Source organism: Bradyrhizobium sp. HKCCYLS3070 (genome assembly GCF_051167575.1).
GTDB lineage: Bacteria > Pseudomonadota > Alphaproteobacteria > Rhizobiales > Xanthobacteraceae > Bradyrhizobium.
The window spans coordinates 131,754-155,712 of sequence record NZ_JBNPTI010000011.1 but is presented as its reverse complement, the minus strand read 5'-3'; the positions used below and the strand labels follow the sequence as shown (position 1 = coordinate 155,712).

At 60.8% G+C, this 23,959-nt stretch carries 15 protein-coding genes and 1 tRNA gene; 10 read left to right on the top strand and 6 right to left on the bottom strand.

Features of this window, described 5'->3' with window-relative positions; all coding sequences use genetic code 11:
• Positions 1-179: 179 nt before the first annotated feature.
• Positions 180-4,235 (bottom strand): hypothetical protein, encoded by a 4,056-nt coding sequence (locus ACQR03_RS26855; protein WP_434841604.1) that lies wholly within the window; start codon positions 4,233-4,235, stop codon positions 180-182.
• Between the two features lie 854 nt (positions 4,236-5,089).
• Here ACQR03_RS26855 and ACQR03_RS26850 point away from each other — a divergent pair.
• Entirely contained in the window at positions 5,090-5,467 is a 378-nt protein-coding gene (locus tag ACQR03_RS26850) for an excisionase family DNA-binding protein (protein ID WP_434841605.1), read from the top strand.
• A 57-nt stretch (positions 5,468-5,524) separates the two neighbouring features.
• Here the strand turns inward: ACQR03_RS26850 and ACQR03_RS26845 are convergent, their stop codons facing one another.
• Positions 5,525-6,970, bottom strand: a complete 1,446-nt coding sequence (locus tag ACQR03_RS26845; protein WP_434841606.1) for a tyrosine-type recombinase/integrase — start codon at positions 6,968-6,970, stop codon at positions 5,525-5,527.
• A 123-nt stretch (positions 6,971-7,093) separates the two neighbouring features.
• On the opposite strand from ACQR03_RS26845, the gene ACQR03_RS26840 reads away from it, so the two are divergent.
• From ACQR03_RS26840 to ACQR03_RS26820, 5 genes are all read left to right on the top strand, one after another.
• Positions 7,094-7,159: transfer RNA gene (locus ACQR03_RS26840), tRNA-OTHER, on the top strand.
• Positions 7,160-7,868: 709 nt separating this feature from the next.
• The gene (locus tag ACQR03_RS26835) at positions 7,869-8,393 is read left to right on the top strand and encodes a DUF488 domain-containing protein (protein ID WP_434841607.1); all 525 of its coding nucleotides are present in this window, start codon (positions 7,869-7,871) and stop codon (positions 8,391-8,393) included.
• Positions 8,350-9,093, top strand: coding sequence for a hypothetical protein (locus tag ACQR03_RS26830; protein ID WP_434841608.1), 744 nt, complete (start codon positions 8,350-8,352; stop codon positions 9,091-9,093). The genes ACQR03_RS26835 and ACQR03_RS26830 overlap by 44 nt, the downstream gene beginning before the upstream one ends.
• A 667-nt stretch (positions 9,094-9,760) precedes the next feature.
• Positions 9,761-10,177: a hypothetical protein gene (locus tag ACQR03_RS26825; protein ID WP_434841609.1), complete on the top strand. Its 417-nt coding sequence runs from the start codon at positions 9,761-9,763 to the stop codon at positions 10,175-10,177.
• Between the two features lie 15 nt (positions 10,178-10,192).
• Positions 10,193-12,697 (top strand): HD domain-containing protein, encoded by a 2,505-nt coding sequence (locus ACQR03_RS26820; RefSeq protein WP_434841610.1) that lies wholly within the window; start codon positions 10,193-10,195, stop codon positions 12,695-12,697.
• A gap of 175 nt (positions 12,698-12,872) precedes the next feature.
• Here the strand turns inward: ACQR03_RS26820 and ACQR03_RS26815 are convergent, their stop codons facing one another.
• From ACQR03_RS26815 to ACQR03_RS26805, 3 genes are all read right to left on the bottom strand, one after another.
• The gene (locus ACQR03_RS26815; protein WP_434841611.1) at positions 12,873-14,069 is read right to left on the bottom strand and encodes a cytochrome P450; all 1,197 of its coding nucleotides are present in this window, start codon (positions 14,067-14,069) and stop codon (positions 12,873-12,875) included.
• A gap of 363 nt (positions 14,070-14,432) precedes the next feature.
• Positions 14,433-19,202, bottom strand: coding sequence for a DUF3320 domain-containing protein (locus tag ACQR03_RS26810; protein WP_315753965.1), 4,770 nt, complete (start codon positions 19,200-19,202; stop codon positions 14,433-14,435).
• Positions 19,203-19,366: 164 nt separating this feature from the next.
• Positions 19,367-20,011 carry a glutathione binding-like protein gene (locus tag ACQR03_RS26805; RefSeq protein WP_315753963.1) on the bottom strand — a complete coding sequence of 215 codons (645 nt, stop codon included), beginning with the start codon at positions 20,009-20,011 and terminating at the stop codon, positions 19,367-19,369.
• A 90-nt stretch (positions 20,012-20,101) separates the two neighbouring features.
• Here ACQR03_RS26805 and ACQR03_RS26800 point away from each other — a divergent pair, with 90 nt between their 5' ends.
• Entirely contained in the window at positions 20,102-20,773 is a 672-nt protein-coding gene (locus ACQR03_RS26800) for a TetR/AcrR family transcriptional regulator (protein ID WP_315717603.1), read from the top strand.
• A gap of 4 nt (positions 20,774-20,777) precedes the next feature.
• Here ACQR03_RS26800 and ACQR03_RS26795 read toward each other — a convergent pair whose 3' ends face one another.
• On the bottom strand, positions 20,778-21,743 hold the full coding sequence (locus ACQR03_RS26795; protein ID WP_315753961.1) for a 2-hydroxyacid dehydrogenase: 966 nt from the start codon (positions 21,741-21,743) through the stop codon (positions 20,778-20,780).
• Positions 21,744-21,831: 88 nt separating this feature from the next.
• On the opposite strand from ACQR03_RS26795, the gene ACQR03_RS26790 reads away from it, so the two are divergent.
• From ACQR03_RS26790 to ACQR03_RS26780, 3 genes are all read left to right on the top strand, one after another.
• The gene (locus ACQR03_RS26790) at positions 21,832-22,149 is read left to right on the top strand and encodes a hypothetical protein (RefSeq protein ID WP_315717601.1); all 318 of its coding nucleotides are present in this window, start codon (positions 21,832-21,834) and stop codon (positions 22,147-22,149) included.
• A gap of 99 nt (positions 22,150-22,248) precedes the next feature.
• On the top strand, positions 22,249-22,617 hold the full coding sequence (locus ACQR03_RS26785) for a YciI family protein (RefSeq protein WP_315717600.1): 369 nt from the start codon (positions 22,249-22,251) through the stop codon (positions 22,615-22,617).
• Entirely contained in the window at positions 22,614-23,885 is a 1,272-nt protein-coding gene (locus tag ACQR03_RS26780) for an RNA polymerase sigma factor (protein ID WP_315717599.1), read from the top strand. The genes ACQR03_RS26785 and ACQR03_RS26780 overlap by 4 nt, the downstream gene beginning before the upstream one ends.
• Positions 23,886-23,959: the final 74 nt, after the last annotated feature.

Sequence of the window (23,959 nt, the reverse complement as noted above, 5' to 3'; positions counted from 1 at the left end):
TTAGCAGGGGTAGAGCCAGGCGGGCCGGCCGTTCGATGAGCTTCGCAACGAAGGAACGTGCTTCGCTGGGTAATTCAGGACACTGGCCGACTGATTCCGCAAAATCCATCTTCAGACAGCAGAGTCGGGGTCTCGGTGTTCAAAGAGCTCATCTGCAAGAACGGCTACGTAGCTCTCGATCATGGAAACCAATCCCGAACGTCGCAAATCGCACGGCGAACCTCTAGTAAGCTTTCGCGACCACCGATCTGCGCTATCAGTGGGCAGACAGGCTTGAGCGCCCGCAACAGTTGGGGGCGAGTCATTTGAGAAGCTTGCGAAATAAAAGAAGATAACGCTTCAATCTGCAAGGGTTCTGGCAAATGCGGCAGTAGCCAAGCCATGGCAATGCCACGCTCGTCCGAATCGAAAAATTCATCGAGGACTGATAATGCATTTTCTACAAGCGTGGGAGGTAAGTGCGGCGCAATAGCTCGCATCGCATTGGCTTGATGACCCCTCACGCCCTTTCCAACCGCAGCCAGCGCCTCCTTCACTACCACGACTCGTTTTTCGGCGGGCAAGAGAGGAACAAGGGACGAGAAGTGTTCCGGTGCAGAATTAAACATTGCGATGGCCCTTGCGGCAGTCATCGCGTCCTCCGCAAGTCCAACTCCGGCGGACAAAGCCGAACTTGATCGATAATCGACCATCATCATCTTCTTGTCGATAGTACTCTCAGCTGTCGCCTGCGTCAGGAGAGCAGATATAGCTGCAAGGATCTCCCCCTCTACTTGTTTGTCGTCGATCAAGCGAGCATTGGAGAGTGCCTCTCGCGAGGCGAATGCAAGTCTGGACGGAGGCAGATACGGCAAGACGGCAGCAAGAGCTTCCGTTCGCTCGTCCGAATGTTCGATGGCTCGGCATGCACTAAGCACAAGATCTACTAAACTAGCCGACAAATGTGAGGATATGAGTCTGATCGCCTTAACCCGCTCGCCGCCAAACCAATCATGACGGTTCCCCATCAACGCAAGCACCTCCTGAACAAGTTCTTGGCGTTGATCGATGGCGGACCATGATATCAGTCTTGCAATGTTCAAGCCCGACCTATGTCTCCCGGAGCGCGCGAGTTCCAATGCGTGAGCGGTCGCCTCCATTCGAGGGTTGCCCGTTAAGACTGGGATGAGACCCAACAACGCATCAATTCTGTTGTCGTTGATTCGTGCACTCTCCGTGGGAATGCTGCAAGCGATTGAAAGAGCTTCTTCGTGGAGCTCGTCAGCTAGGAATGGTGCGACCGCGCACAGCGCGTCAGCTCGGCCGTCACAACCCGGATTCCCGCCGAACATGTCAAAAACTGGAGGGACAGGTTGAAGCTTCCGAATCAAGCAGAGCGATTCTCGTAACGTATCGATACGGGTCGCTTCAGGCAGCGCGCCGGAGAGCGCAGCTAGGGATATGGCCCGCTTTGCGGCGTCTTTAAGTCTGTTGGCGATCTTCGTTAAAGCCTTCAGTTCGTCCTGTTCAAGGAACGGAGCAGAAGCAGACAGTGTTGTGGGATCTGGCAATATGCTGCGTAAAATCCACTCACCGATCAACGCCGAGCGCGCGGCACTTGACATTTGAGGCACTACGTAAGGCAGAAGGCCGCGATGTCGGGAGTATCCCCAAGTTGCAGAGCAAACGGTAGCTTTGATCTCGTTGATCAAAGCGACCTGGTCTTGCGGTGCCAAATGGGGCACCAGCGAAAGAATAGCAGCGGCTCTATCCTCGGCTCCCACAATCGAGCGCGCAAGGGTGAATGCTCGGCTGAGCAATGAGGCTGGCAAATGGGGAACGATTGTCGAAAACGTCTCGCTGAGCTCCCACTCAGGCGTAATGCGTTCGATCGCCTCTAGCGATTGTTCAAATGCACGCTCTCGCTCAGGTTCTGAGACTCGGCTGGCTAAGATGGCCAATGCCCGGGCTCGAATCGTCCCGCTTCCAATTCTGCCCGCAATTTGAAGTGCTTCTTCGCATGACGTTGGTGACAATAGCGGTGCAAGACCAACAATCGTTTCGAGTCTACGGTATTCCGCCTGAGAGTTTACAAGGCGCAATGCTTGTACTTCAGTGATCGCGTGCGATTTGAAAAGGGCGATGATCAACGTAGAGGGGATCCTTGACCCGGCCGTCCCGATGGAGCTCAAGACGAGTTGGCAGCGCACACGTCGCGCCCACTTGAATCGTGAACTGTCGGATTTCATCACAATTCGATCTGCTCTGTAAACGTCCTGCGAAAACCCGTGATACCCACCCTCAAAATGTTCCCATGCGCGCATCCAGTTCTCTTCAACGAAATTCATGTAGTCATCAGCAGCAAAGTTCGTATCTTCAAAGTGTTGGCCGAGGTACTGCAGCACATATTGTGGAACATCATGCGAGAACGTAGCGACCTTCGTGCGATCTAAGATCGATCGTCCCCAGGCAACGAAGGCTTCTCGTGTTTCTCTGACGCGCTCTTGATCAAAATATTCGTCTCGTAGAAATTCGCCAAGTTTAGGGTGGCTCAAAGTGTATCCAGGTCCCCCGATTGGAGAGTGCTTGTCGCTGCCGATGATGAAGCGGCGCAATGGGCGAAGTGCAGTCTGAACGCTAAAGGCGCGAGCAATCGGATAAATCGACTTCGCAACCTCGTTCAGCTCGTGCGAAGGCAGTGGTCCATAGGCACAAGCCAGCACGCACAGGTAGGCTTGGAGCGTGTTCTGGTCGTAACTGTGCCCATGATATTCTTGCTGCCAAGCTTCGTGCTGCCGTTCTAGCCAATCACGGAAATATGGCCCGAACCCGGGTTCAATACTGGCCAGATCGTCAACCGTGAGCCGGTCCTTCTCGCTACTTCGCTTGCTCAAGTCCTCAACGTAGAGCCTTACGAGCAGAGGCTCGCCTTTTGTCAGATTGACGAGGCGGTCGACGAATTCTCGCCGCATTGCCAGTCGCTTTAAGGCCTCGCCACCGTGAAGCGCTAGGTCCAGCAGATCTTCCCGTTTTAGAGTAGGCAGCAAGTGCGTCTCCGCACGAACACGACCAATCCAATTGAGACGCTCAAGCCACCCAATGGCGTCGTGGTCGCCGATTTGCAATCGCGCAGAAACGAGAATGCGCACGCATGTACCAGTTGCGCGAGGGAACCAATTTGCGTCAAAGCGACCACCTAGTGCCTCGTCTACTCCGTCAACAATTACGAGGATCCGGATCCCTTGTTTGATAGCCAAGCCGAGGAGCTCTCGGCACTGATCTTGGTAGTAGGAGGCGGCGTCAGTGCCTTCTGCAGGGGTGCGCAGCTTACCCCGGACGATGTCGTTGAGGCGCACCGCGAGTGCTTGGTAGAAAACGTTAGGCAAGTGCGTCGCAAATCGCATACTGATCGGGAAGAAGACCAGCTGGAGGCGATTCTCGCCACATTCTATACGTTTGGTTGCTCGCAGGTGAGCAATCCAGTGAACTAGAAGTGCGCTTTTGCCGCGACCGGCTGGCCCGACAAGGAGGAATCGCGGCGCCGATTCGTTGTCGCCCAGCCATTCATCGAGCATGCGAAGATCTCTGTCTCGCCCGCCGAATGGTATAGCTGCCTGTTCAGCATCTGTTGCTAGATATTCGTCGTTGAATTCTTTGACCTTTCCATCGAAGGACGATGGCACGGGTAGAAGAAGGTGAGTGTTTCCGAAGTGCGTTGACGTGGCTTGGCTGCGCCGAAGCTCAGCATCAATAGTATTGAGCTTTCGTAGCGTTTCGCGGTGCGCCTCAACGGCGAACGGATTGTATGTAGGATCAAAGAGTGTCCAAGCGTCGCCGTACCGGGAGGCGCTTTCTTCGACATCCTCCCAGCCCCATATGCAGACCACGATGGGGTGATCGGTGGCCGCAAGGTCTGAGGTGAGCTCGCGAGTTCGTTGTTGCAGCTTCACGTCTCGAGGGGCGGTCGACACCAGAAAAAATTCCGAAATGGGAGGTCTAAAGGTCTTCGCCTTTTCGAGTTCGGCTTCAAGTTCAGTTACGGTGATCGGATCGGCAGACAGTTTGCACTGTACACCCACGAGCCGTCGCGAATCTTGATTTCGATAGCCCCAAATGTCTACGCCTCGCTGCGACTGGCCCGTGCGCCCGTGCATCTGAGTATTGGGATCGCCAAGTATACGTGCGAAAAGCGCACATGTTTTTCGTTCAAAGTCTTGCCAGTCCTTGGGCTTAGGAAGACTCAGGTTTGACACCATCAAGGCTTTCAAAATCGGAAGAGTTTAAGCGATGCTGGAATGTAGCAGAAGTTGCAGTTTGCGCGTGACAACATGTGACGAAAGTCTCCCAAAAGCGCGTGAAGTGGTTGTAGCAGACGCGGCATGCTGCGCATGAGCCTGCCTATTAGTTTCGTGAGCGAGAGATGGAGCGAAGGGCACTTCCGCGATTACATACCTTCAGGGTTATTGCTTGTGCATCCGGGCTCAAGGCGAGTGGAGAGCAGCCGTGGAGTTGGCCGCGGAAATTAGCACGCGTGGCGATTAAAACATACTTGCGCCGTGGATGCCATTGGGGATTTATCGGCGGCTCTCCGGACGCGCGCCGAGTGTATAGCCTGCCGGCGAGAACTCGAGCACGCGGCACATGACGGTGACCGGGTATTCGTGCGGTGATTTTATGAGGCGGAATCTCGTGTCCGGACCCCAGCAAAAGATCGCGATCAACTTTCTTAGAATGGCGCGCTCCATGCGCAGTCGTTCGATCTCCCGCTGCAGCCCGGCCACCTCCGCCGCACGATCTGCTGGCGGCAGGGCCACCTGCGTAATGGGGCGCCGCGTCGCTGCCGTCGGCTCCGGCTCAGCCCAGCGTTGCTCGCCCAACGTTTCTTGGCTACCAAGCCGACCGAGCGGCCGCTCGATCCCACAGGATCAACCGTCTGCCGCCTTCCTTCTTCATCAAGGCGGCGCTCTCTCCAACCAATGATCTTACGAATTGTGAAAACCGTGTGGAAGCGGATGCGTCACGCAGACGATCGAAGGGCGAGTCGAACGAGACCATGCGGTTCGAAAATTGTGGCTCGCGTTTTAGATGCTGATCCCTCCGCAGCCTTCTGATGTACGCTAGGACGCTCTGCTCCTTCGACTCTGTTGACGTCGCATGCGGGCGGCCTCACGTTGCATTCTTCGATTATGGAGGAAGCACATCCTTGACGCGGCGTGCCCGAGACATCGAATGGACTACCCAAACGGCGCCTATTGTGGCTCCAGAGGAGCCGAAGCGTCATCCGTCGGATTGCATCCCATTTGCGCAGCGGCTAACTTGTACCGTGGCGGAAGCGTGTGAAGCGACTGGTCTTGGGCGAACAAAGATCTATGAACTCATCGGGAATGGTCGAGTTGCGACCACGACGATCGGTCGTCGTAGGCTGGTCGTTGTGCAATCTCTGCTGTCTCTGGTTGGCATCAATGCGGTACCCGCCAACAGCAGATAAATTCGCTGTCTCAAGAGTAGCCATAAAGTAGTTAATGCTTGACGGTCTGCAGCGTTACTAAACAGGCCCAGCAGAGCGATTCGATCTAAGGCATTCTGGATCGGCAAGAAGAGCTTCTGGTTGGACCCCGCGATCGGCGGAATGCGGGGCTGGCTTCGCCGGATCAATAAGGGGTATGACAGCCGCCCTGGCGAGATCTTCCAGGGCTGTTGCGATGTACTTCGCATAGTGGCGTTCGATCATCTGCACTGAAGTATTGTGCAGTTTTGCAACGTGCTGAATGGGCAGCAGATTGCGAAGGCCGCGTACGATGCTGGAATGCCGCAACGCATAAGGGATGACCTTCGGGAGCCCCGCGCGCTCGCGGATGTCTTGCCACGGGCGAGTGAGTTCGGCTGTCCTCCACGGACCGCGCTCCGACTTCTTCCACCCGAAGCTACCAGCCTGTTCGTACCTCCAGCGCTCAAACAATGGCACCTCTTTCGGGCGGCCTGAAATTGCCGGCATCAGAACGTCAATGACATCTTCACCGACGGGTACCGGCACATAGCCGCCGTTGCCGCCGCGCCCTTTGTATGACCCTGGCACCATCAGGCGTCGCTCTATCGGCTGCGCATCACTCACGCGCATCCGCCTCAGTTGCGCAAATCGCGCACCCGTTGCCGCAAGGCACACGACGATGCGATATAGGTCGCCTTCAAACCCTTGCTCCTCGTCGATCTTGCGCGCTGCTCGGAGGAGGGTACTGACCTGTGTATCCGTGAGAATTTGGTTGTCTCGAGCGACGGATGTCTCGTCGTCATCGTCGATTCGCTCAGCCTTGAGCCCGTCTTTCACAATGGAAGGGAATGTCGGGTTCAGCTTCTTCTGTTCCGAGGGGAGGCGGAGCCATGCTGCATTCAGGGCAGCCTTCAGGTCAGCTGCGAGCCGGCGCCTCGTGGTGGCCTTCAATTTTGCCGGCAGGCTCTCACGCCAAGTTAGAAGGTGATTTTCGGTCAACGCGTACAGGCGGACAGCGACAAGGGGAGCAGCCTTGATGGCTTCCTGACGACCACGGCGCTCTTGACCAAGAAGGTAGCGCCGTAGTCGGTGGCCAGCATCGGAGCGAATTTCGCGACCGGCCCTCCGGCTGTCACGGGTGTTGCGCTCGCGAACGTATATCTCAATTGCCGCTTGCACTGTGGGCGGCGGTCCGGCAGCTAGCGCTGCCGCTTCTGCCCTTGACCGGGTGACGTGCTCTCGCGCTTGTGTCACGGCCTGTTCAAAGGTCAGCGTGCCTTCGGCTGGTTTATCGTTGACGTCGTTGGCAACCCCGATCGGCGCCTGCTTGTAATTGGCTCCGTCATGGTGATTGCGCCAGCGTACCAGCCATTTCCCACTTCGTTTGCCTCTGCGATAGCCAAGATGCGCCTCGGCGTCGAGGCGCCGCCAATGTACGCCTAGATCCAACCTGCAGCGCGCCCTGGCCGTCGTGATCTGTTCTTCTAAGAGTGTTTTCGCCATGCCAACCTTCTCGAAACCGTCGAATATCCGTCGAATAAGCGAGGGCGTACGGAGGCGGTCGATCGCGGACCTCGATCATCTAAGTATATGATAATATTGGATTGCGGCGAATGGATGCGAACTGGTCGAGCAGGAAAAACTTCAACTCTCAAGGCTGAAACAGGGGTTCGATTCCCCTAGGGAGCGCCATTTCCCGGCGCTCAACCCTTCATCTCCGACCTGCAAACGCGGCTCCTCAGCCTCGCGGCGCATTTTCGCGTCCGAGCTTTGCTCATCGGGGCACCCTTCCAAGAGAAGGGCGCAGGGAAGGCCGGGTGCAGGCCGCACCCATGGCCCGCCTGCAGAAAGAAAAGCAGGCGGCAGTCACCACAGGATTGGCCGAACAACCGGCCTTCCCTGCGCGATGGGTTGAACGGCTGCTCCGTGCTCTCCCAGGGGACCGGGCTTGCTTGCCCCCGTCATCGGGATGTCGCCGATCAAGACACCAGCGTCGGGGTGTCGGGACCACACGGCTTGACCGTCCGCTCGGGGTTCGTTCGTCCGCACGCGAAACGCGCACTGCGACCCCAGGCGGCCACCGCATCTCCCGCTCCACGGTCCGTGACGATCGCGAAACGCCCCTTCTAGCCGAGCAGGAGACGGCGAAGAGCATCGATCTGATTTGCCCGACGACACAAGGCCGGAGTTGCCCGACGGAATGCGGCAAACTGGCACGACGGGCAGTTGGGCATGGGTGCGATGCGGTGGGATTGGATTGCCGAAAGTCTCGGAGCAATAACGTGCCCAATTCTGCGCTACGGCTGATTTTAGCCGTCCGCCAGCGCAGTCGCTATGCCGCTAGGGCTTGCATACGAATTCGTAAGTGTGCACAGCGACATTTGACGGCGGGGTGATTTGCATGGCGACAATCTACACAATTGGCTACCAGGGTACGGACGTTGACAAGTTCATCGCGACGCTCAAAGCGGTCGGAGTGAGCCTCTTGGCCGACGTGAGAGCGCTTCCTCTCTCGCGGAAGAAGGGATTCTCGAAAAGCCGCTTGAGAGATCGGATCGAGGCGGAAGGCATGCGCTATATTCACTTAGGCGCCTTGGGAGATCCGAAAGAAGGTCGCGACGCGGCACGGGCGGGCCGCTACGACGACTTCAAGCGCATCTATGGCAAACACCTTTCGCAGGCCCAGCCCCAGCAATCACTGAAGGAACTATCGGAATTAGCGGTCGGCGAGGTTACGTGTCTGATGTGCTTCGAGCGCGAGCCGAAAGAATGTCATCGACTAATAGTTGCGTCCCGGCTACCTAAAGAACTTAGCGTGTTCCATCTCTACGGTGATGAGCCCGAGCGCTATGTCCGGAATGCTGCAAACCTCCCGAGTCGCCGTGCTAGTCAAGGCGCTGCCGCAGCCCAGCAAGAGCTACGGTGAGACGGTCTGCTGTGCTGGCGTGACCGCGGACGGTCACTGGAAGCGTCTCTTCCCGGTGCGCTTTCGGCACCTTCGAGGAACTACCTTCAAGCGTTGGGACTGGGTGGAGTTTCGCTATCGATTGCCGACGCGTGACAAGCGTCCGGAGAGCTGTCACGTATTCGAGGACAGCATAAAAGTCGGCAAGTCCATGGCGCAAGCTGAGCGCGTACGCTTGCTCAATCCGCTTGTCACGGGGTCGGCTGTGGAGGCAATGAGCAAGGGACATTCTCTGACGCTCATCAGGCCCAGCAACGTTAATTTCGTCGCTAAGCGCAAATCCGCGAGCGAGATAGCCGACGAGCGTGAAGCTTACAGGGCGGCTGCAAAGCAGGTCTCGTTTTTTGATAAGGAGCTGGCCGAGTTGGAGCCATCGCCCTTCGACTTCCGGTTCCACTTCCAAGACGAGGACGGTACCCACAATTACCAGAACGGCGACTGGGAGACGCATGCAATGTTTTGGCGCTGGCAGAAAGACTATGGGGAAGCCGAGACCTTGCTGCGTATGGAAAAGACGTTCAATGAAGAGTATCCGGCACGGGGAGTAGCGTTTGCGCTTGGCAACATAGCGAAGCGTCCGCAAATTTGGCAGCTCCTCGGAGTGCTTCGCCTGGATGAGCAGGAGCAGCCTGACCTGTTCGGATTCAAAATCACCGGATGAATTGCGGGCGCGGTTGGCGCTCATTTAAACAATCCTGGTGTCGTGTGAGCGACTAGGTACATTGTCGCCGCAATACCCCCTAGCAGGGCAAGCTCAGCCATTGACTTATCACGAATAAGAACATATAGTGAACATTACCGCGAGAATGGAACTACATGGGCGCCTAGCGGCAGCTGCAATTGGTCGAGGCCAGAGTCCATTGCGAGCGCAGCCCGAAGCTCGGTGATCACAGGAGCAATGCGTACGATTGCGATTGAAGTGCAATCGGGCATGTTCGCGATGTCTGTAATGACCATCTCGTTGGGCGTGATGCACAGAATGCCGCTTTCGGCGGACCCCAATGGGTCGAAGCTCTCGAATAGCTCGGTGGCAAATGGCGTAAAGCGAGAAATCGGAACGGAAAGGTCATGGACCGCCCGCGCAATTAGCGCCAATGCAGCAACCTCACGAAAAGTGTAGCCCTCCGATCGGCCGTGACGAGCTCGGATCGGCGGTAGCGCCCGCTTCCAATGCCTCAACGTTTCTGTTGAGATGTTTACGCTCGCCAGTACCTGGGAAGTAAAAAAACGCATATGACGTTAACCCAAATGGGGCCTCCCACGTTTACAAATGGGGCTAACCCCATTTAGATGTCGAATCAAGTACATAGCTGCGAGGGGAGATTACCATGGCTAGCCGATTTGAATCAGCAGCGCTCTTGGCAGCCCTCTGGCGGTTGGGGTCAGGCGGTAAAAAGATGCCAACGTCCCACGGCATTCTGGATCGGGCGCTGAATGAATGTGTTCCCGTTTTGCCGGCCGCTCTGACGACTAGTCTGAGTTTCGGAAACACGTCGGTAGGGTTACGATGCTACGAGCTGCCCGACATCCTTCTGGCCGCCCAGGAAGCTCTCATTACAAGCGAGCCTAACCCGACTTATCTATCTACGGATGTTACGCTTGGCGATGGCGAGGCTAGGCAGATAGTATTGTCCCATGGAATTTCGACGGCTGATGCCAAAGCGATCGGCCAAAAGCTCGTCGCCGCAGCAGCTGAGATTGAAACGCAGTTCGCTATAGATCCCGATCGGCCAGCCGCAGCATAAGTCCTAAGGACCCGCTTGCAACCGCCAGTACGCAACGAACTTCGAGGACTGGCGCCCGAACTGACCGGCGAAGCCGACGGACTTGCTCAAGACTGGCTTGCTTCGCTGCTTCATCTGTTGGACGATTCCAACAGATGGGAGTTTCGTCCGAAACAAATTAACGATCCCATCTGGGGGACGATCGATCTAGCTCCGTGGGAAGTGGCCCTGCTGGACACAGCCCTGTTGCAAAGGATGCGGGGGGTAAGGCAGTTGGGCCTTGCTCAACTCGTATTCCCTGGAGCAGGGCACGATCGGCTGGAACACATCCTCGGCGTCGTTGGCGCTGTCGAACAATGCGTTCAATCGCTGTCCAGACAGATCGATCGCTGGAATCGTGACAATACAACGCTCACTTTGCCGTTGATCGACAACAACGATCGATATGCTCTGCGTCTCGCTGCGCTCCTACATGATATAGGACACGGCCCATTCAGTCATGCGATAGAGCCGGTTCTCGAGACAACGACGCTTCTCGGAACTGACGAGAGCTCCTCCGGGTGGCGGGCCGAAATCGGTAAACTTCAAAAAGCGCTGCAGAGAATCTACACGTTGAACTCGGTGCCGTCCGCATCTGAGGTCATCGCGGCCATGCTCGTGCTTTCGGAAGCAATGACGAAAGTCCTTGCGCACGACAGCCTTTTCACTGCGAAGGGCCGAAGCGGTAGAGAACTCCAAGAGTTTATTGTCTCTTCAATCATTGGCGCAGTGGAAGGTCCGGGTGCAACGCACCTATCAAGCTTGATCAGCAGCCAAATCGATGCCGATAAGCTCGACTACCTTCCCCGTGACGCGTACCACGCGGGACTCGATATCGGGTTTGATACCGATCGGCTTTTATCGCGTCTAGAAATTCTAAGGATTACGCCAGATAATGTTGATCGTTCGTTGAAAGAACTATTCGCTCGAGCGAGTTCTTCAAAGGACAGGATGTTTTTGCAAATCGGCATAGCTGCATCCGGTTTTGGTTCGTTCGAGCAGATGCTGATCGGCCGAACCTTCCTCTACGACCGATTATATCATCACCATAAGGTTCGTTCGGCCGAAGCCATGGCTCAGCGCTTGCTTTTGATTGCCGAACGCGATCGAGGTCGGCGCTTTACTTTGAAAGACATCTTCCTTGGAGTGGGTGACGATACAATGCTTCGTATCCTCGCCAAGGAGGTTACGCACCCCGCCTTTGATGTGAGTGATGGCAAGGCAACTGAGCTCGCGCGTGGAATTCTCGATCGTAACCTGTTTCATCGTGCATTTGCCTTCAGGAGCAGATTTATTGCGGAAACGCATGGCCTCCCAAAGGAAGCCTTGGAGCAAAACAGGCGCACCCTTTGGCGAAGGATCGAGGGTGAGCTAGAAACCTTGCCGCAGCGATTCCTGCTTGGCGCGCAGATATTTGAGGCGGCGCTTGATTGCGCGCAGGCGGTCCTTTCCGAAGGCGTGGACGTCGAAAAGATGAAATGGACGGTCGAGCAATTGAAGCGCTTGGGCCCCGAGCAGATCATCGTCGACCTTCCAAAAAGCAAAACGCAGCGAATTAGTACGCTGGCGAGGTATCCGAACGGTGCGCTTAAGATTCCTGAGTTTTCATTCAATCCGCAGAAGTGGTCTGACGTTTACGAGCTTCAAAAGCGGACAGGATACGTCTTTTGTCCTCGCAGTGTTGTTGAGATTGTCGGCCTTGCGTCAAAGATCGTGTTCTTGAAGCATTTCGGCGTAATCATGGGCAACGACGCTGATGGGTATATAAAAGCCCCTTCAAACATCCCTTCAACTTGGATTGACGCGCTTCGCAGAGCGAAGCGGCTCGACGATGCCGCTGCAGATCGTCTAGTAACGCGCAGGCAAAGTTTGCTCGCAGTCACCGCCAGTGATCTCGAGTTGCCGGAACGTTGGGTCAAGGAAGATCCCGATATTCCCGACAAATTAACGATGGAAATCGGACGCTTTCTCCGCGCCGGACTAACTGCGGAAGACTTGAAAAAGCTGACGCGGGTTCTGAAGGGAATGTATGCTTTCATCGACGTTTGGTTTCTTAACTATATTGGAGAAGCATTGCGAGATGAAGAAGCCCTTCAAGTCTTGCTGCGCGACAGTCTTCGATCTCAAGGGATAACGGTCGAGGAAGGATCGAAAGCCGGCGGCGGTAAGCTCGACCTGTACGTTGAAGATGCTATACTTATCGAAAACAAGTTTCATGGTGGAACGCGATCACCGCAGAATGTTGCTCGGGCTGCGGGGATGCAGGGGCGCCGATATGCTATTGCTCTCGGCGCGCAAATTGTTTTTGTGGTTGTTGGCTACAAACTGTCGGGTGGCGACCTACCTAACAAGTCGGCCACCTTGAGCATCCATGGAATTAGCTCGCAAGATCCCAATAGGGTGGAATTTCGTTTTTCATTGCCTTATGGAGCGCCCAACCCTTCGGATGAAAAGGAGGATCGTGTGGCGCGGGCCGATGACGACGAAAAGACTGCCCGCTGATTGAATTGGTCAAAGATACTTAGTGGACTGTGCTAGCTTCGGATCTGCTCCCGTTCGACATGAGACGACCACTTAACACCAGCGCGTCATGCGTCGCCTCAGGGACGATGACTCTAACCAACCCGCTGCCGGATGAATTGCACCGAAGCGGCACGAAGACCCCCCCCGCCCCGCCCTACTGCACCCGCACCACCAAACCCAGCGGCCCCCGAAACCCAAATCCGTGCCACCGCACACTGGCCGCATCCATCAGCTCCATCCCCGGAAACCGCTCGAACAGCATTGGCAGCAAAATCGCGCCGACGGTGCGGCGGGAGAGGTGGGCGCCGGCGCAGTGGTGGGGGCCGTTGCCGAAGGCCTGGTGGGGGTTGGGGTCGCGCAGGGCGTTGTAGTGCTCGCCGTCGGTGAACAGCTCCTCGTCGCGGTTGGCGGAGGCCTGGATGGTCATCACGGTGTCGCCCTTCGGGATCAGGCAGCCGCGGATCTCGGTGTCCTCCATCACCAGGCGTGAGCTCGCCTGGATCGGCGCCACCCAGCGCACGCCTTCCTCGAAGGCGGAGCGCCATTTGTCCTGCGCGCGCACCGCGGCGAGCTGCTCCGGATTGGTGAGCAGGCCGTAGAGGATCGTCAGCAGCGCGTCGCGCGGCTCGTTGATGCCGCCGCCGATCGCGATCTTGATGTTGGCGATGATCTGGCTTTCGGCAATCGGATTCTTCGCGTTGACCATGAAGGAGAGCGCGGACGAATCCGGCGCGGCACGGACGCGCGCCATGTTGGCGCGGATGCAGCGGTCCATCTCGGCGTTGGCGATATCGGACGCGTCGAACGGCCCCGGCGTCCAGCCGAAATTGCCGGCGCCGTCGATCAGGGCCTGCGACCAGCGCTGCATGTCCGCGTCGCTGGCGTCCGGGATGCCCATCACTTCAGCGAGGATGCGCGCGGCCAAGGGGCCTGCGAGGGCGGGGAAGAGATCGACGATCTCGCCGCGCGGCAGCCGGTCGAGATAATCAGTGGCGAATTTGGTGTAGAGCGGCTCCCAGACGGCTTCGATCGTCTTCGGCATCAGAGCCGGCATCATCGCCATGCGTTCGGCGCGGTGCTCATCGTGATCCTTGCGCATCAGGGTATGCGCGAGGAAGGCGCGCTTCATCGGCGTGTTCGGATCGTTGGACGAGAACAGCGCCGCATTGTCCTTCACATATTTGGTGTCGGCCGCCTTGGTGAGGAACGTCCGGCCCACCGACTTGACCCGCAACACCGGCGCTTCGCGGCGCAGGCGCCGGTAGATCGGATAGGGATCGCGCGTCAGCTCCGCGATGGTGATGGTCTCGTCCAGGGGAGCCAGGGTCTGAGCCGGGGTCGCGGTCGGCATGGGGCGCTCCTGTGGGATGCGGGCCAGCGCGTGTCTCACCTCAAGGATAGTGGCCGGGACGGACCCGTGCAATCCTGGTCCGATGCATTGGCCGGGACGAGCGTCCGTGCTGAACGAATTCTGACCTCGCCTGTTCCGTTCCTTCAGCGATTCCGCGCGGTTGCGGGGACAGCCGGAGGGGCGACATTCCGCCCTGCGGGGCGTCAGCTCCGACATCGTCGGCGCTCCACCGCCATTGCAGGACGCGGATGGATCGCGAGATCGTCGTTGCCAGCGACTCTGCGCAACGCGGTGCGACGTGCGCTCCGCGGGGCGGCTGTGACGCGGCGTTCGGGCCGTGATTCCCGGCACGCATTCAGCCGGTCAGTCCTGCGCCGCCGGCGAAGCCTCCTGCGGCCTGGTCAGCAGCGCTCCTTCGCGGCGCAGGTGTCCTGCGTCGAGAAGACTTCTGAGACTGCCCTGCACGGTCTCCCGCAGCTGGGCGCTGGTCGACCCGAAGCCAAACAAGCGGGCCACCGCCTGGATCAACTGGTCCTCCTCGGCACCGAAGTTCTGCTCGACAATCTGCATGATGGCCGCCTTGATCTCCTCCGGCGGCAGCATCTCGGGCTTCCGCAAGGACTGCGATTGCACGTCCTCGCGCGTTCGGACGACGATCGCCTGTCCCGGCACGGCGTAGAACGGACCCCCGGCGATCTGTCCCTTCGCAACTGCCGATCCCAGCGCCGCTCTCACGGCATCGCGGATGCGATTGCCGGCGCGGGCAAGGCCCCAGGCCGATCTGATCCGGACGATGATTTCCGATTCATGCACCGGCCCCTCGATGGCGACGATCTCGACGACATGCCGCGTCATGTCGGCAAGCGGCGTCTCGTGCGGCTCGATCTCCCGACGGACGCGCAGCTTCGCCTCTTCATAGGGGGCCACCGTCGGTGCCTGTGCGAGGATCTCCTGAGGGCGCTGCTCGGTCTGCTCCGGCGCCGGCACATCGGAGGTTGCCGGAGGCTCGGGTTGAGCTCGCGCAGTCCCTTGGTCGATGTCCCGCCAATGCGCCTTCGCAGCATCGATCGCGCGGAGGACTTTCTCGGTTTCCTCCTTGGGACGGAGAAACCAGTCGGTCGACCAGATACGATGCAGCACCCAGCCATGCGCTTCCAGCACATTCTGCCGAAGGCGGTCGCGGTCTCGCGCCGAACGAGACGCATGGTACTGGGCGCCGTCGCATTCGATTCCGAGCAGGAAGCGGCCCGGCTTGTCGGGATCGACGACGGCGAGGTCGACGAAGAATCCGGCGGTGCCGATCTGGGTCTTCACGTCGTGGCCGAGCGCCCGCAGCCTTGCGGCGACCTGCTCCTCGAACACCGAGTCGGGATCGCGCCCGGTCTCCTGCGCGATGCCGAGCTGCCCCATCTGCGCGAAGGTCAGGAACGTCTTCAGGGCCGCGATGCCGCGGCCCTTGGCGCGCGACAGGTCGATGTCGTCGCCGGTGATCGACGAGAACACCTCGCATCGGAGCTTGGCGCGCGAGATCAGCACGTTCAGCCGGCGCTCGCCTCCGTCGGAGTTGAGGGGGCCGAAGCTCATCGAGACGAAACCTTCCTTCGTTCTCCCATAGCCGATGGAGATGAAGATGACGTCGCGTTCGTCGCCCTGGATGTTCTCGAGGTTCTTCACGAAGAACGGTTCGCTGGCCCCGCGGACGAAGAAGCTCTCCGTTGCCGGGTTTTCCTTACGAAGGATTTCGAGCTGATCCTGGATCGCCTGGCGCTGCGCCACCGAGAAGGTCGCGACGCCAAGGCTTCGGTCCGGGGTCTCGCGCGCATGGCGCATGACGGCCTCGGCGACGAGCCGCGCTTCCCTGGGGTTGGTCCGGCTGCTGCCGCGTTCGTAGTGCGCATCGGGGTTGTAGTTGAACTTCAATCCCATTCCCGCGACGGCGTCGTACGGGCTCGGCACGATGAACAGCCGGTTGTCGTAGAACTGCTTGTTGGAAACGGCGATCAGCGACTGGTGTTTGCTGCGATAGTGCCAGTTCAGCATCCGATGCGACAGGCCCTTGGCAAGGCAGAGGTCGAGAATGCTCTCGGCGTCCTTGACCTGGAAGGTCGGCTGATCCTCGTCGTCATTGTCCTCGTCGTCGTTACCTGTCAGCTTCGCGAAGAAGCGCGTCGGCGGCAGCTGCCGCTCGTCACCGACGACCACGATCTGCCGGCAGCGCGCGACCGCGCCGAGCGCGTCGACCGGCTCGATCTGCGAGGCCTCGTCGACCACCAGAAGATCGAAGGCGATCGCGCCAGGCTTGAGGAACTGTGCCACCGACAGAGGGCTCATCAGGAAGATCGGCTTGATCTGCTGAATGACCGGACCTGCCCGTTCCAGGAGCTGGCGGATGGGCAGATGATTGCGCTTCTTGGCAAGCTCGCCGTTCAGCACACCGAGCGGCCCGATGCCGCCGGCGTTGCGCGGCAGGGCCGCGGCATGCTCGTGGGCGATCTGATCGCGGGCCAGTTGCATCCGTGCGACGTCGAGCTTGCGGAAGCCATCGACCAGCCGATCGTGCGATTCGCCGTCGAAACGTTTCAGTTCAGGATGATCGGCGAAGATCACGCTGCGCATGGCGTCGTAATAGGACCGGTCGAAGGCGGCTTCGAGCGCGTCGCCCGGCAAGGAGCCGTCGAGCGTGCGGTCGACCAGCGCGGCGAGGCCTTGCGCGCGCGCAAGGCGGACCCGGTCCATGAACGCGATCCAGCGGGTGAGGCGCTCGGTCGCGCTCTGCCACTCCGACAAGGTCTGCGACAGGCCGTCCAACCGGATCTGGTCGCCGGCGTCGAGCGGGATGCGGGCAGGCTCCAGCTGGAGAAAGTCGATCAGCCTGCCGAGGCCGGACCTCAGACTTGCGAGGTCGTGGTTGAGCTGTTCGATCGATTGCCGATCATCGGCCGACAAGGCCAGCTGCGTCAGCCGCTGGCGCGTTTCGTCGTTTGCGAACGGCTTGGGGAATGCACTCCACCAGCTCGCCAATCTGGAAAGCGCATCCCAGTCCGACCGTTCCTTCTGCCACGCCGTTCCGAATGCGGTGCTGCCGGCAGCTTCGACCTCCGCGAAGGACCGGCGTGCGGCTTGCGCCGCGATGAGGCCGTCGAGCAGCAGAAGCCGCTGCTCGAGCGTTTTCGGCATCGGCACCTTCAGGTACGAGGCCAGCAGCGCCACCTGCTCGCGATAGCGCGGGCTGAGCAGGCGCAGCCAGGAGCGGCCCTTCTCGGCGATGACCTTGCGGCACTCGGCGATCGGTGCATCCCAGGCGGCCTCGACGAAGGCGCTCTCGAAGGCCGTCCTCAATTTCGCGTAACGCAGCCCCTTGTCGATGATGTCCGTGATGAGTCCGGTCTGGCTCCAGACGCCGTCGCGGAAGGACGTCCGATCGCACTCCGGCATCGCGGCCGCGGCCTCGGCGAAGGCGAGTATCCCCGCGGCATCGGCCAAGGTGGCCGGCGGCGGGAGATCGAGCAGCGTGCCGAGGCGGGCCGCGCCTGTGGATACGCTGCCGACACCGCTCGAAATGTCGCCCAGCGAGCTGCGCAGCTCGGTCATTTCGGCGGGATCAAGCGCGTCGCGGCCGACACCGCGCCAGGGATGCAGGTGAGGCGCGCCGTCGGCCGCAATTCGTCCGGCGAGTTCGGCGATCAGCTCACGCCGCCGCTCCAGATCCAGAGGAGACCAGGAGGGGGCGCCCTGCAACGGATAGGGAGGCTGCGCGGAGTTGTCCCCGCAGCGCACGAGATGACCCAGCAGCCTGAACGGTGTCAGCTCGCTCGGCTGATGCGGCTGGTGCATCATCTCCGCATGCCGGTTGAGGCCGTCACGGCTGTCGGTCAGGCGCTGCACCAGCGTGGCTTCGCCGCGCGGGACCGCGACCTCGGCCGATTTGCAGCGCCTCAGCTCTTCGAGCAGAACGCGCTTGTTGGCCTTGTTGGAGTGCAGCTCCAGCGCGAGCGCGCCGAGACCGACATGCTTCAAACGCCGGTGCACGACCTCGAGCGCCGCCATCTTCTCGGCGACGAACAGCACCGTTTTCCCCTCGGCGGCAGCCGACGCGATGATGTTGGTGATGGTCTGCGATTTGCCGGTTCCAGGCGGTCCCTTGACGACGAGGTCGCGTCCGCGGACCACTTCCTCGATCACCACCGCCTGCGACGAATCGGCATCGACGACGTGGTTCATCGCCACTGGCTGGATGACGGAATCGATCTTTCCGTCGTCGGCCACGATCGGCTCCGCGCCCTCGAAACCGTCCTGAAGCAGCGCTGCGATGAGGGGGTGACGATCAAGGCCGCCATCTGCGGGCCAATTCTCTGGATCCAGATCGCGATACATCAGGAACTTGGAGAACGAGAAGAAGCCGAGGACGATCGCGTCCGTCCTGACCTCCCACCGCTGTTTGTTGGCGACCGTCTCCGCGACGCCGGCGAGATAGGCCGCGATGTCGACATCGTCCTCGTCGCCAAAATCCTCGATCTTGAGTCCGAACTCGGCGTCGAGCTTGGCCTGGAGCGAGAGGTTCGGCGACGGCGGCTCAGCGCGCGAGACCAGGTGAAACCGATCGGCGGCGCTGCTGCGTTCCAGACGGACGGGCAGCAGGACGAGCGGCGCGAAGCGCTCGACATCGGATTTGTCGTCCTCGAACCATTTCAGTAGCCCGAAGGCGAGATAGAGGATATTGACGCCCTGTTCTTCCTCGAGCGTTCGTGCGTCGTACCAGATATCCAGCAGGCGCTTCTGCAGCGCCTCCGATGACAGCCGGGTCCTGAGCCGGGTGTCCGGCTGCCGCGTCTGCGACTCCGAATCATCACCTTCCTGGTCCACCTTGGTGGTCGGCGTGTCGGATCGAGGTGCCGGCACGCTCAAGGGCAGGGTGCCTTCCGCCTCCGCCGTCTCTGCCTTCGTCGGAAGGAACGTGAAGCGCTTGCCTTCGCCGAGAAGCTCGAAGAGCGCAGCAGAGCGCGCGCCGACGATGTCGATGGTGCGGATGGTCTTGGTCTTGAGCGGGATGTGCACGAGCCGGTTGCGCGTGCCCAGATCGAGCAGCGCGCGCCGGTCCGCCAGCAATCGGTCTCGTACGGATGTGGTCGCCACGTGCAATCCTCCTGCGATTCGAGGATTGCAACCCGGAATGATCGCGGTCAAGCATCCGGCGCGGTGGAGAAGGGGTCAATGAGCGATGGTTCATCTTCCCCGTGAAGAGGTCTCATCTCCCAATCGAGGGAGACGAGACTCGTATGTTCCCAGGCCGCCTGTTCCTAGGCCGCTGCCTTATGCCGCGCCAGTTCCGCCTTGTAGAGCTCGAACTCCTCGGCGATGGCACGGGCGATCGACGGCCGCGCGCGCAGGCGCTCGTAGTACGCCTTCACGGCCGGCCATTTCGCGAGCTGGACCGGCGGCGTTGCCATGGTCCAGTTGATCACGGTGACGAGATACGCGTCGGCGACCGTGAAATGATCGAGCAGATAGTCGCGATCCCGCAGATGGTTCTCGAGATGATCGAGCCGCGACAGGTTCTTTTTCAGGACATGAGCCTTCATTTCCTCGGGCGCGGTCTTGTCGAGGATCGGAATGAACAGGCCCTTGTGCAGCTCGGTGCCGATGAAGCAGAGCCATTGATGCAGCCGGCTGCGGTCCATGCCGGGGCCGGTGCCGAGCTTGGCCTCGGGGAAGCGATCGGCGACATATTGCAGGATCGCGGCGTTCTCGGTCAGCAGGTCGCCGTCATCGGTGCGGAGCGTCGGGACGAGCCCGAGCGGGTTGACGGCGCGGAAATCGGAGCCGTCGTTGAGGACGATCTTGGTCTTGGGATCGACCTCGAGATAGTTCGCCGCGGCGTCGGCTTCGTAGAGCGCGATGCGGGTGGCGAGCGAGCAGGCGAGCGGCGAGAAATACAGGTCCATGGACGTCTCCCTCGGGCTCCGGACCGGAGCATTGGTTGATTTTTATACTGTCTCGCATAATATGAGCTCGGTCAAGGAATTTAGTGCGAAATGGTACAAAAAAAGAAAGGGCCGCCGCAGGGCGACCGTCCGATAGAAAAGGCGGGTGCCCCCGACCAGCCGAAGCGGCGCGGCAGGCCGCGGGCGTATGAGCCGGATGTCGCGCTCGGTAAGGCGCTCGACCTGTTCCGGTCGACCGGCTTTGCGGCGACCTCGCTCGACGATCTCAGCGCCGCCACCGGCATGAACCGGCCGAGCCTCTATGGCGCGTTCGGCGACAAGCGCGAGCTCTACATCAAGAGCTATCAGCGCTATCGCGACAATGCCCGCGCCCTCATGGGCGACGTCTTCAGCAACGATTGGCCGGTGCGACGGCAGCTCGAGCAGATCTTCGCCACGGCGCTCGACATCTATCTGTCGGGCGAGGAGGGACCGCGCGGCTGCTTCACGGTGATGACGGCGGGCTCGGAGGCGGTCGCCGACCCCGACATCCGCGCCATGGTGCAGAACGCGCTGACCGAGCTCGACAAGGCGTTTGCGCATTGCTTCCGCCGCGCCAAGGAAAAAGGCGAGCTGCCGGCCGACGCCGATCCCGTCGTGTTGGCGCGTCTGGCGTCGGCGACGATCCACTCGATCGCTGTCCGGGCGCGCGCGCGGGCGCCGCGTCAGGAGCTGGAGGCGATCGTCGCCGGCGCGATCGATGTGATGGTCGGCAACAAATAGCGGTTCAATATCCCCTGACGCGATCGACCAGATTGCGCAGCGCCCCGCCGGCCTCGAAGGTCGCGATCTGCTCGGCGACGTAGCGCGAGATCGCGTCGGCGTCGGTGTCGGCCGCATTGTGCGGCGTCAGCACCACCTTCGGGTGGCTCCAGAACGGGCTGTCGACCGGCAGCGGCTCCTGGCCGAACACGTCGAGCGAGACCGAACCAAGTGTGCCGTCGTCGAGGCAGGCGAGGATGTCGGCCTCGTTCTGCAGGCCGCCGCGCCCGGCATTGATCATGACGGGGGCGCCGAGCGGCGAGCTGCGCCGAAGCCTCGCGAACATCTTGCGATCGAGAATGCCGCGCGTGTCGGGCGTCAGCGGTAGCAGCGACACCAAAATGTCGGTCCGCGCCAGGAACGCATCCAGCTGCGCCGCACCGTGGAAGCACTCGATGCCGTCCGCCTGCTTTTCGCTGCGGCTCCAGCCGGCGACCTGGAAGCCGAGCCGCTTGAGCACTTCGGCCGCATCGATGCCGAGCGTACCCAGTCCGAGAATACCGACTCCGATCTCGGCCGCCGGCCATTGATACTTGGGCGCCCAGCGCTTCACGCGCTGCGACTCGCGCAGATACAGCTCCTGCCGATGATGCATCAGCACGTGCAGCACGACATATTCGGTCATCCGCGCCGTAAGATCATCGACCGCGACCCGGACCAGCGGCACGCTCGGCAGCGTCTTGTCGGCCATCAGTGCGTCGACGCCCGCGCCGAGATTGAAGATCACGCGCAGGTTCGGGAAGCCGGCGAGCTCGCCGGGGACCGGCTTCCACACCGCGGCGTAGTGCACCTCCGCCGGATCGAGGCTCGCATCCGGCAGCAGCACCACCGGGCGGTCGCCGCAGACGTCGTCGAAACGCGCCTTCCAGCGCTGCGGCGACCAGTTATCGGTGCCGCCATGGATCAGGAGCGCCAGCGCGCCTTTGGTCATCGGGGGGTCCTCGAGCTTATGTGACGTGTTCCACATACCAGATCGCGCGCGCAGGCCAATCTCCAGCCATCAACACGGAGACATCGTCATGCGCAAATTGCTTCTCGCCGCCGCTTTCGTCATCGCATCCGCCTCGGTCCAGGCTCAGACCATCGATGTCGGGTCGATCCTGTCGGCCAACGGCATTTCCATTGGCAAGGGCGGCGGTCAGCCGCAGGCCGCCAGTCAACAGGGCGCCGCGGACGGCATGGCGCAAGGTGCGGGCGGCCAAGGTGCCGCAGGGCAAGGTCAGGGGCAGGGCCAAGGCCAGTCGCAGCGCCAGACGGGCCGAGCCAGGCAGCCGCGCGAGAGCGCGCAGGAGACGCGGGCGCGCAACATCGCGGCCAAGTACGGCATCTCTTGGTAGGCGGCTTGTTCCTGCAGGCGGAACCCGCGAAAATACTTCGTGGGTCTGTCGGCCGGAGGCATACTCCGCCGTCTTGAAGACGAATGGAGATGACTTCCGATGCTGTATGCGCTGCTCTGCTATCATGACGAGGATGTCGTCTGCGCCTGGAGCAAGGACCAGGATGCCGCGGTCATGGCCAAGCTTGCGGTCATCCAGGAGAAGCTCGCCAAGCAGGGGCGGCTCGGGCCGGTGGCGCGGCTGCTGCCGACCACGGCCGCGACGACGCTCCGGAAGGAGGATCCGCCGCTCGTCATCGACGGCCCCTATGCCGAGACCAAGGAGCAACTGCTCGGCTTCTATCTCGTCGACTGTGCCAATCTCGACGAGGCGCTCGAGGTCGCGCGCGAGCTCGGTGAGGCCAATCCAGGCGGCTCCTACGAGATCCGTCCCGTCGGCACGTTCAGGCCGGGTGGAGCGCTGGCATGACCGATACGGCCTGGATCGATGCAGCCCTGACATCAGCACGTCCCCAGGCCGTCGGCGCGCTGCTGCGCTATTTCCGCGACCTCGACACGGCGGAGGAGGCATTCCAGAACGCCTGCCTGCGCGCGCTGAAGAGCTGGCCCCAGAATGGGCCGCCGCGCGATCCCGCGGCGTGGCTGATCATGGTCGGACGCAACGCGGCCATCGATGACGTCCGCCGTGTCCGCCGCGAGCAGCCGCTGCCGGAGGACGAGGCGATCTCGGATCTCGACGACGCCGAGAGCGCGCTGGCCGACCGGCTCGACGGCTCGCATTATCGCGACGACATCCTCCGCCTGCTGTTCATCTGCTGCCACAAGGATCTGCCCGCGACGCAGCAGATCGCGCTGGCGCTGCGCGTGGTGTCCGGACTGACGGTGAAGCAGATCGCCCGGGCCTTCCTGGTCAGCGAGGCCGCCATGGAGCAGCGCATCACCCGCGCCAAGGCGCGCGTCGCGCAGGCGAACGTGCCGTTCGAGACCCCTGGCGCGGTCGAGCGGTCGGAGCGCCTGACCGCGGTCGCCGCCATGGTCTACCTGATCTTCAACGAGGGCTATTCGGCCAGCGGCGAGACCGCCGCGCAGCGCCAGCCGCTGTCCGAGGAGGCGATCCGGCTGGCGCGGTTGCTGCTGCGGCTGTTTCCGAGCGAGCCCGAAATCATGGGGCTGACGGCGCTGCTGCTGTTGCAGCACGCCCGCTCCGCCGCCCGCTTCGACGCCGAGGGATTGCCGATTCTTCTGGAGGATCAGGATCGCTCGCTGTGGAACCAGCCGATGATCGCGGAAGGCACAGCCCTGATCGACAAGGCGATGCGCCATCGCCGCAGCGGTCCGTACCAGATCCAGGCGGCGATCGCGGCGCTGCATTCACGCGCCGCGCGTCCGGAGGACACCGACTGGACGCAGATCGACCTGCTCTATGGCGCGCTGGAAGTGGTGCAGCCCTCGCCGGTGGTGACGCTCAACCGCGCCGTTGCGGTGTCCAAGGTCCGCGGCGCCGGGGCGGCGCTCGACCTGATCGGGCCGCTCGAAGGGCGGCTCGCCAACTATTTCTATTTCTTCGGCGTGCGCGGCGCGCTGCTGATGCAGCTCGGACGCGCCGACGAGGCACGGACCGCCTTCGACCGCGCCATCGCGCTGGCGCACAGCTCGGCGGAGGCCGCGCATATCCGCATGCAGCTCGATCGCCTGATGCGCGACAGCGCAACGGCTCAGGTCCAGGTCGGCCAGTGACATTCCGCTGAGATTCGATCCAAAATCTTGAACCGGGCTGTCGGCGGCACGCTCCTTCATTCGTCCTTGGAGCA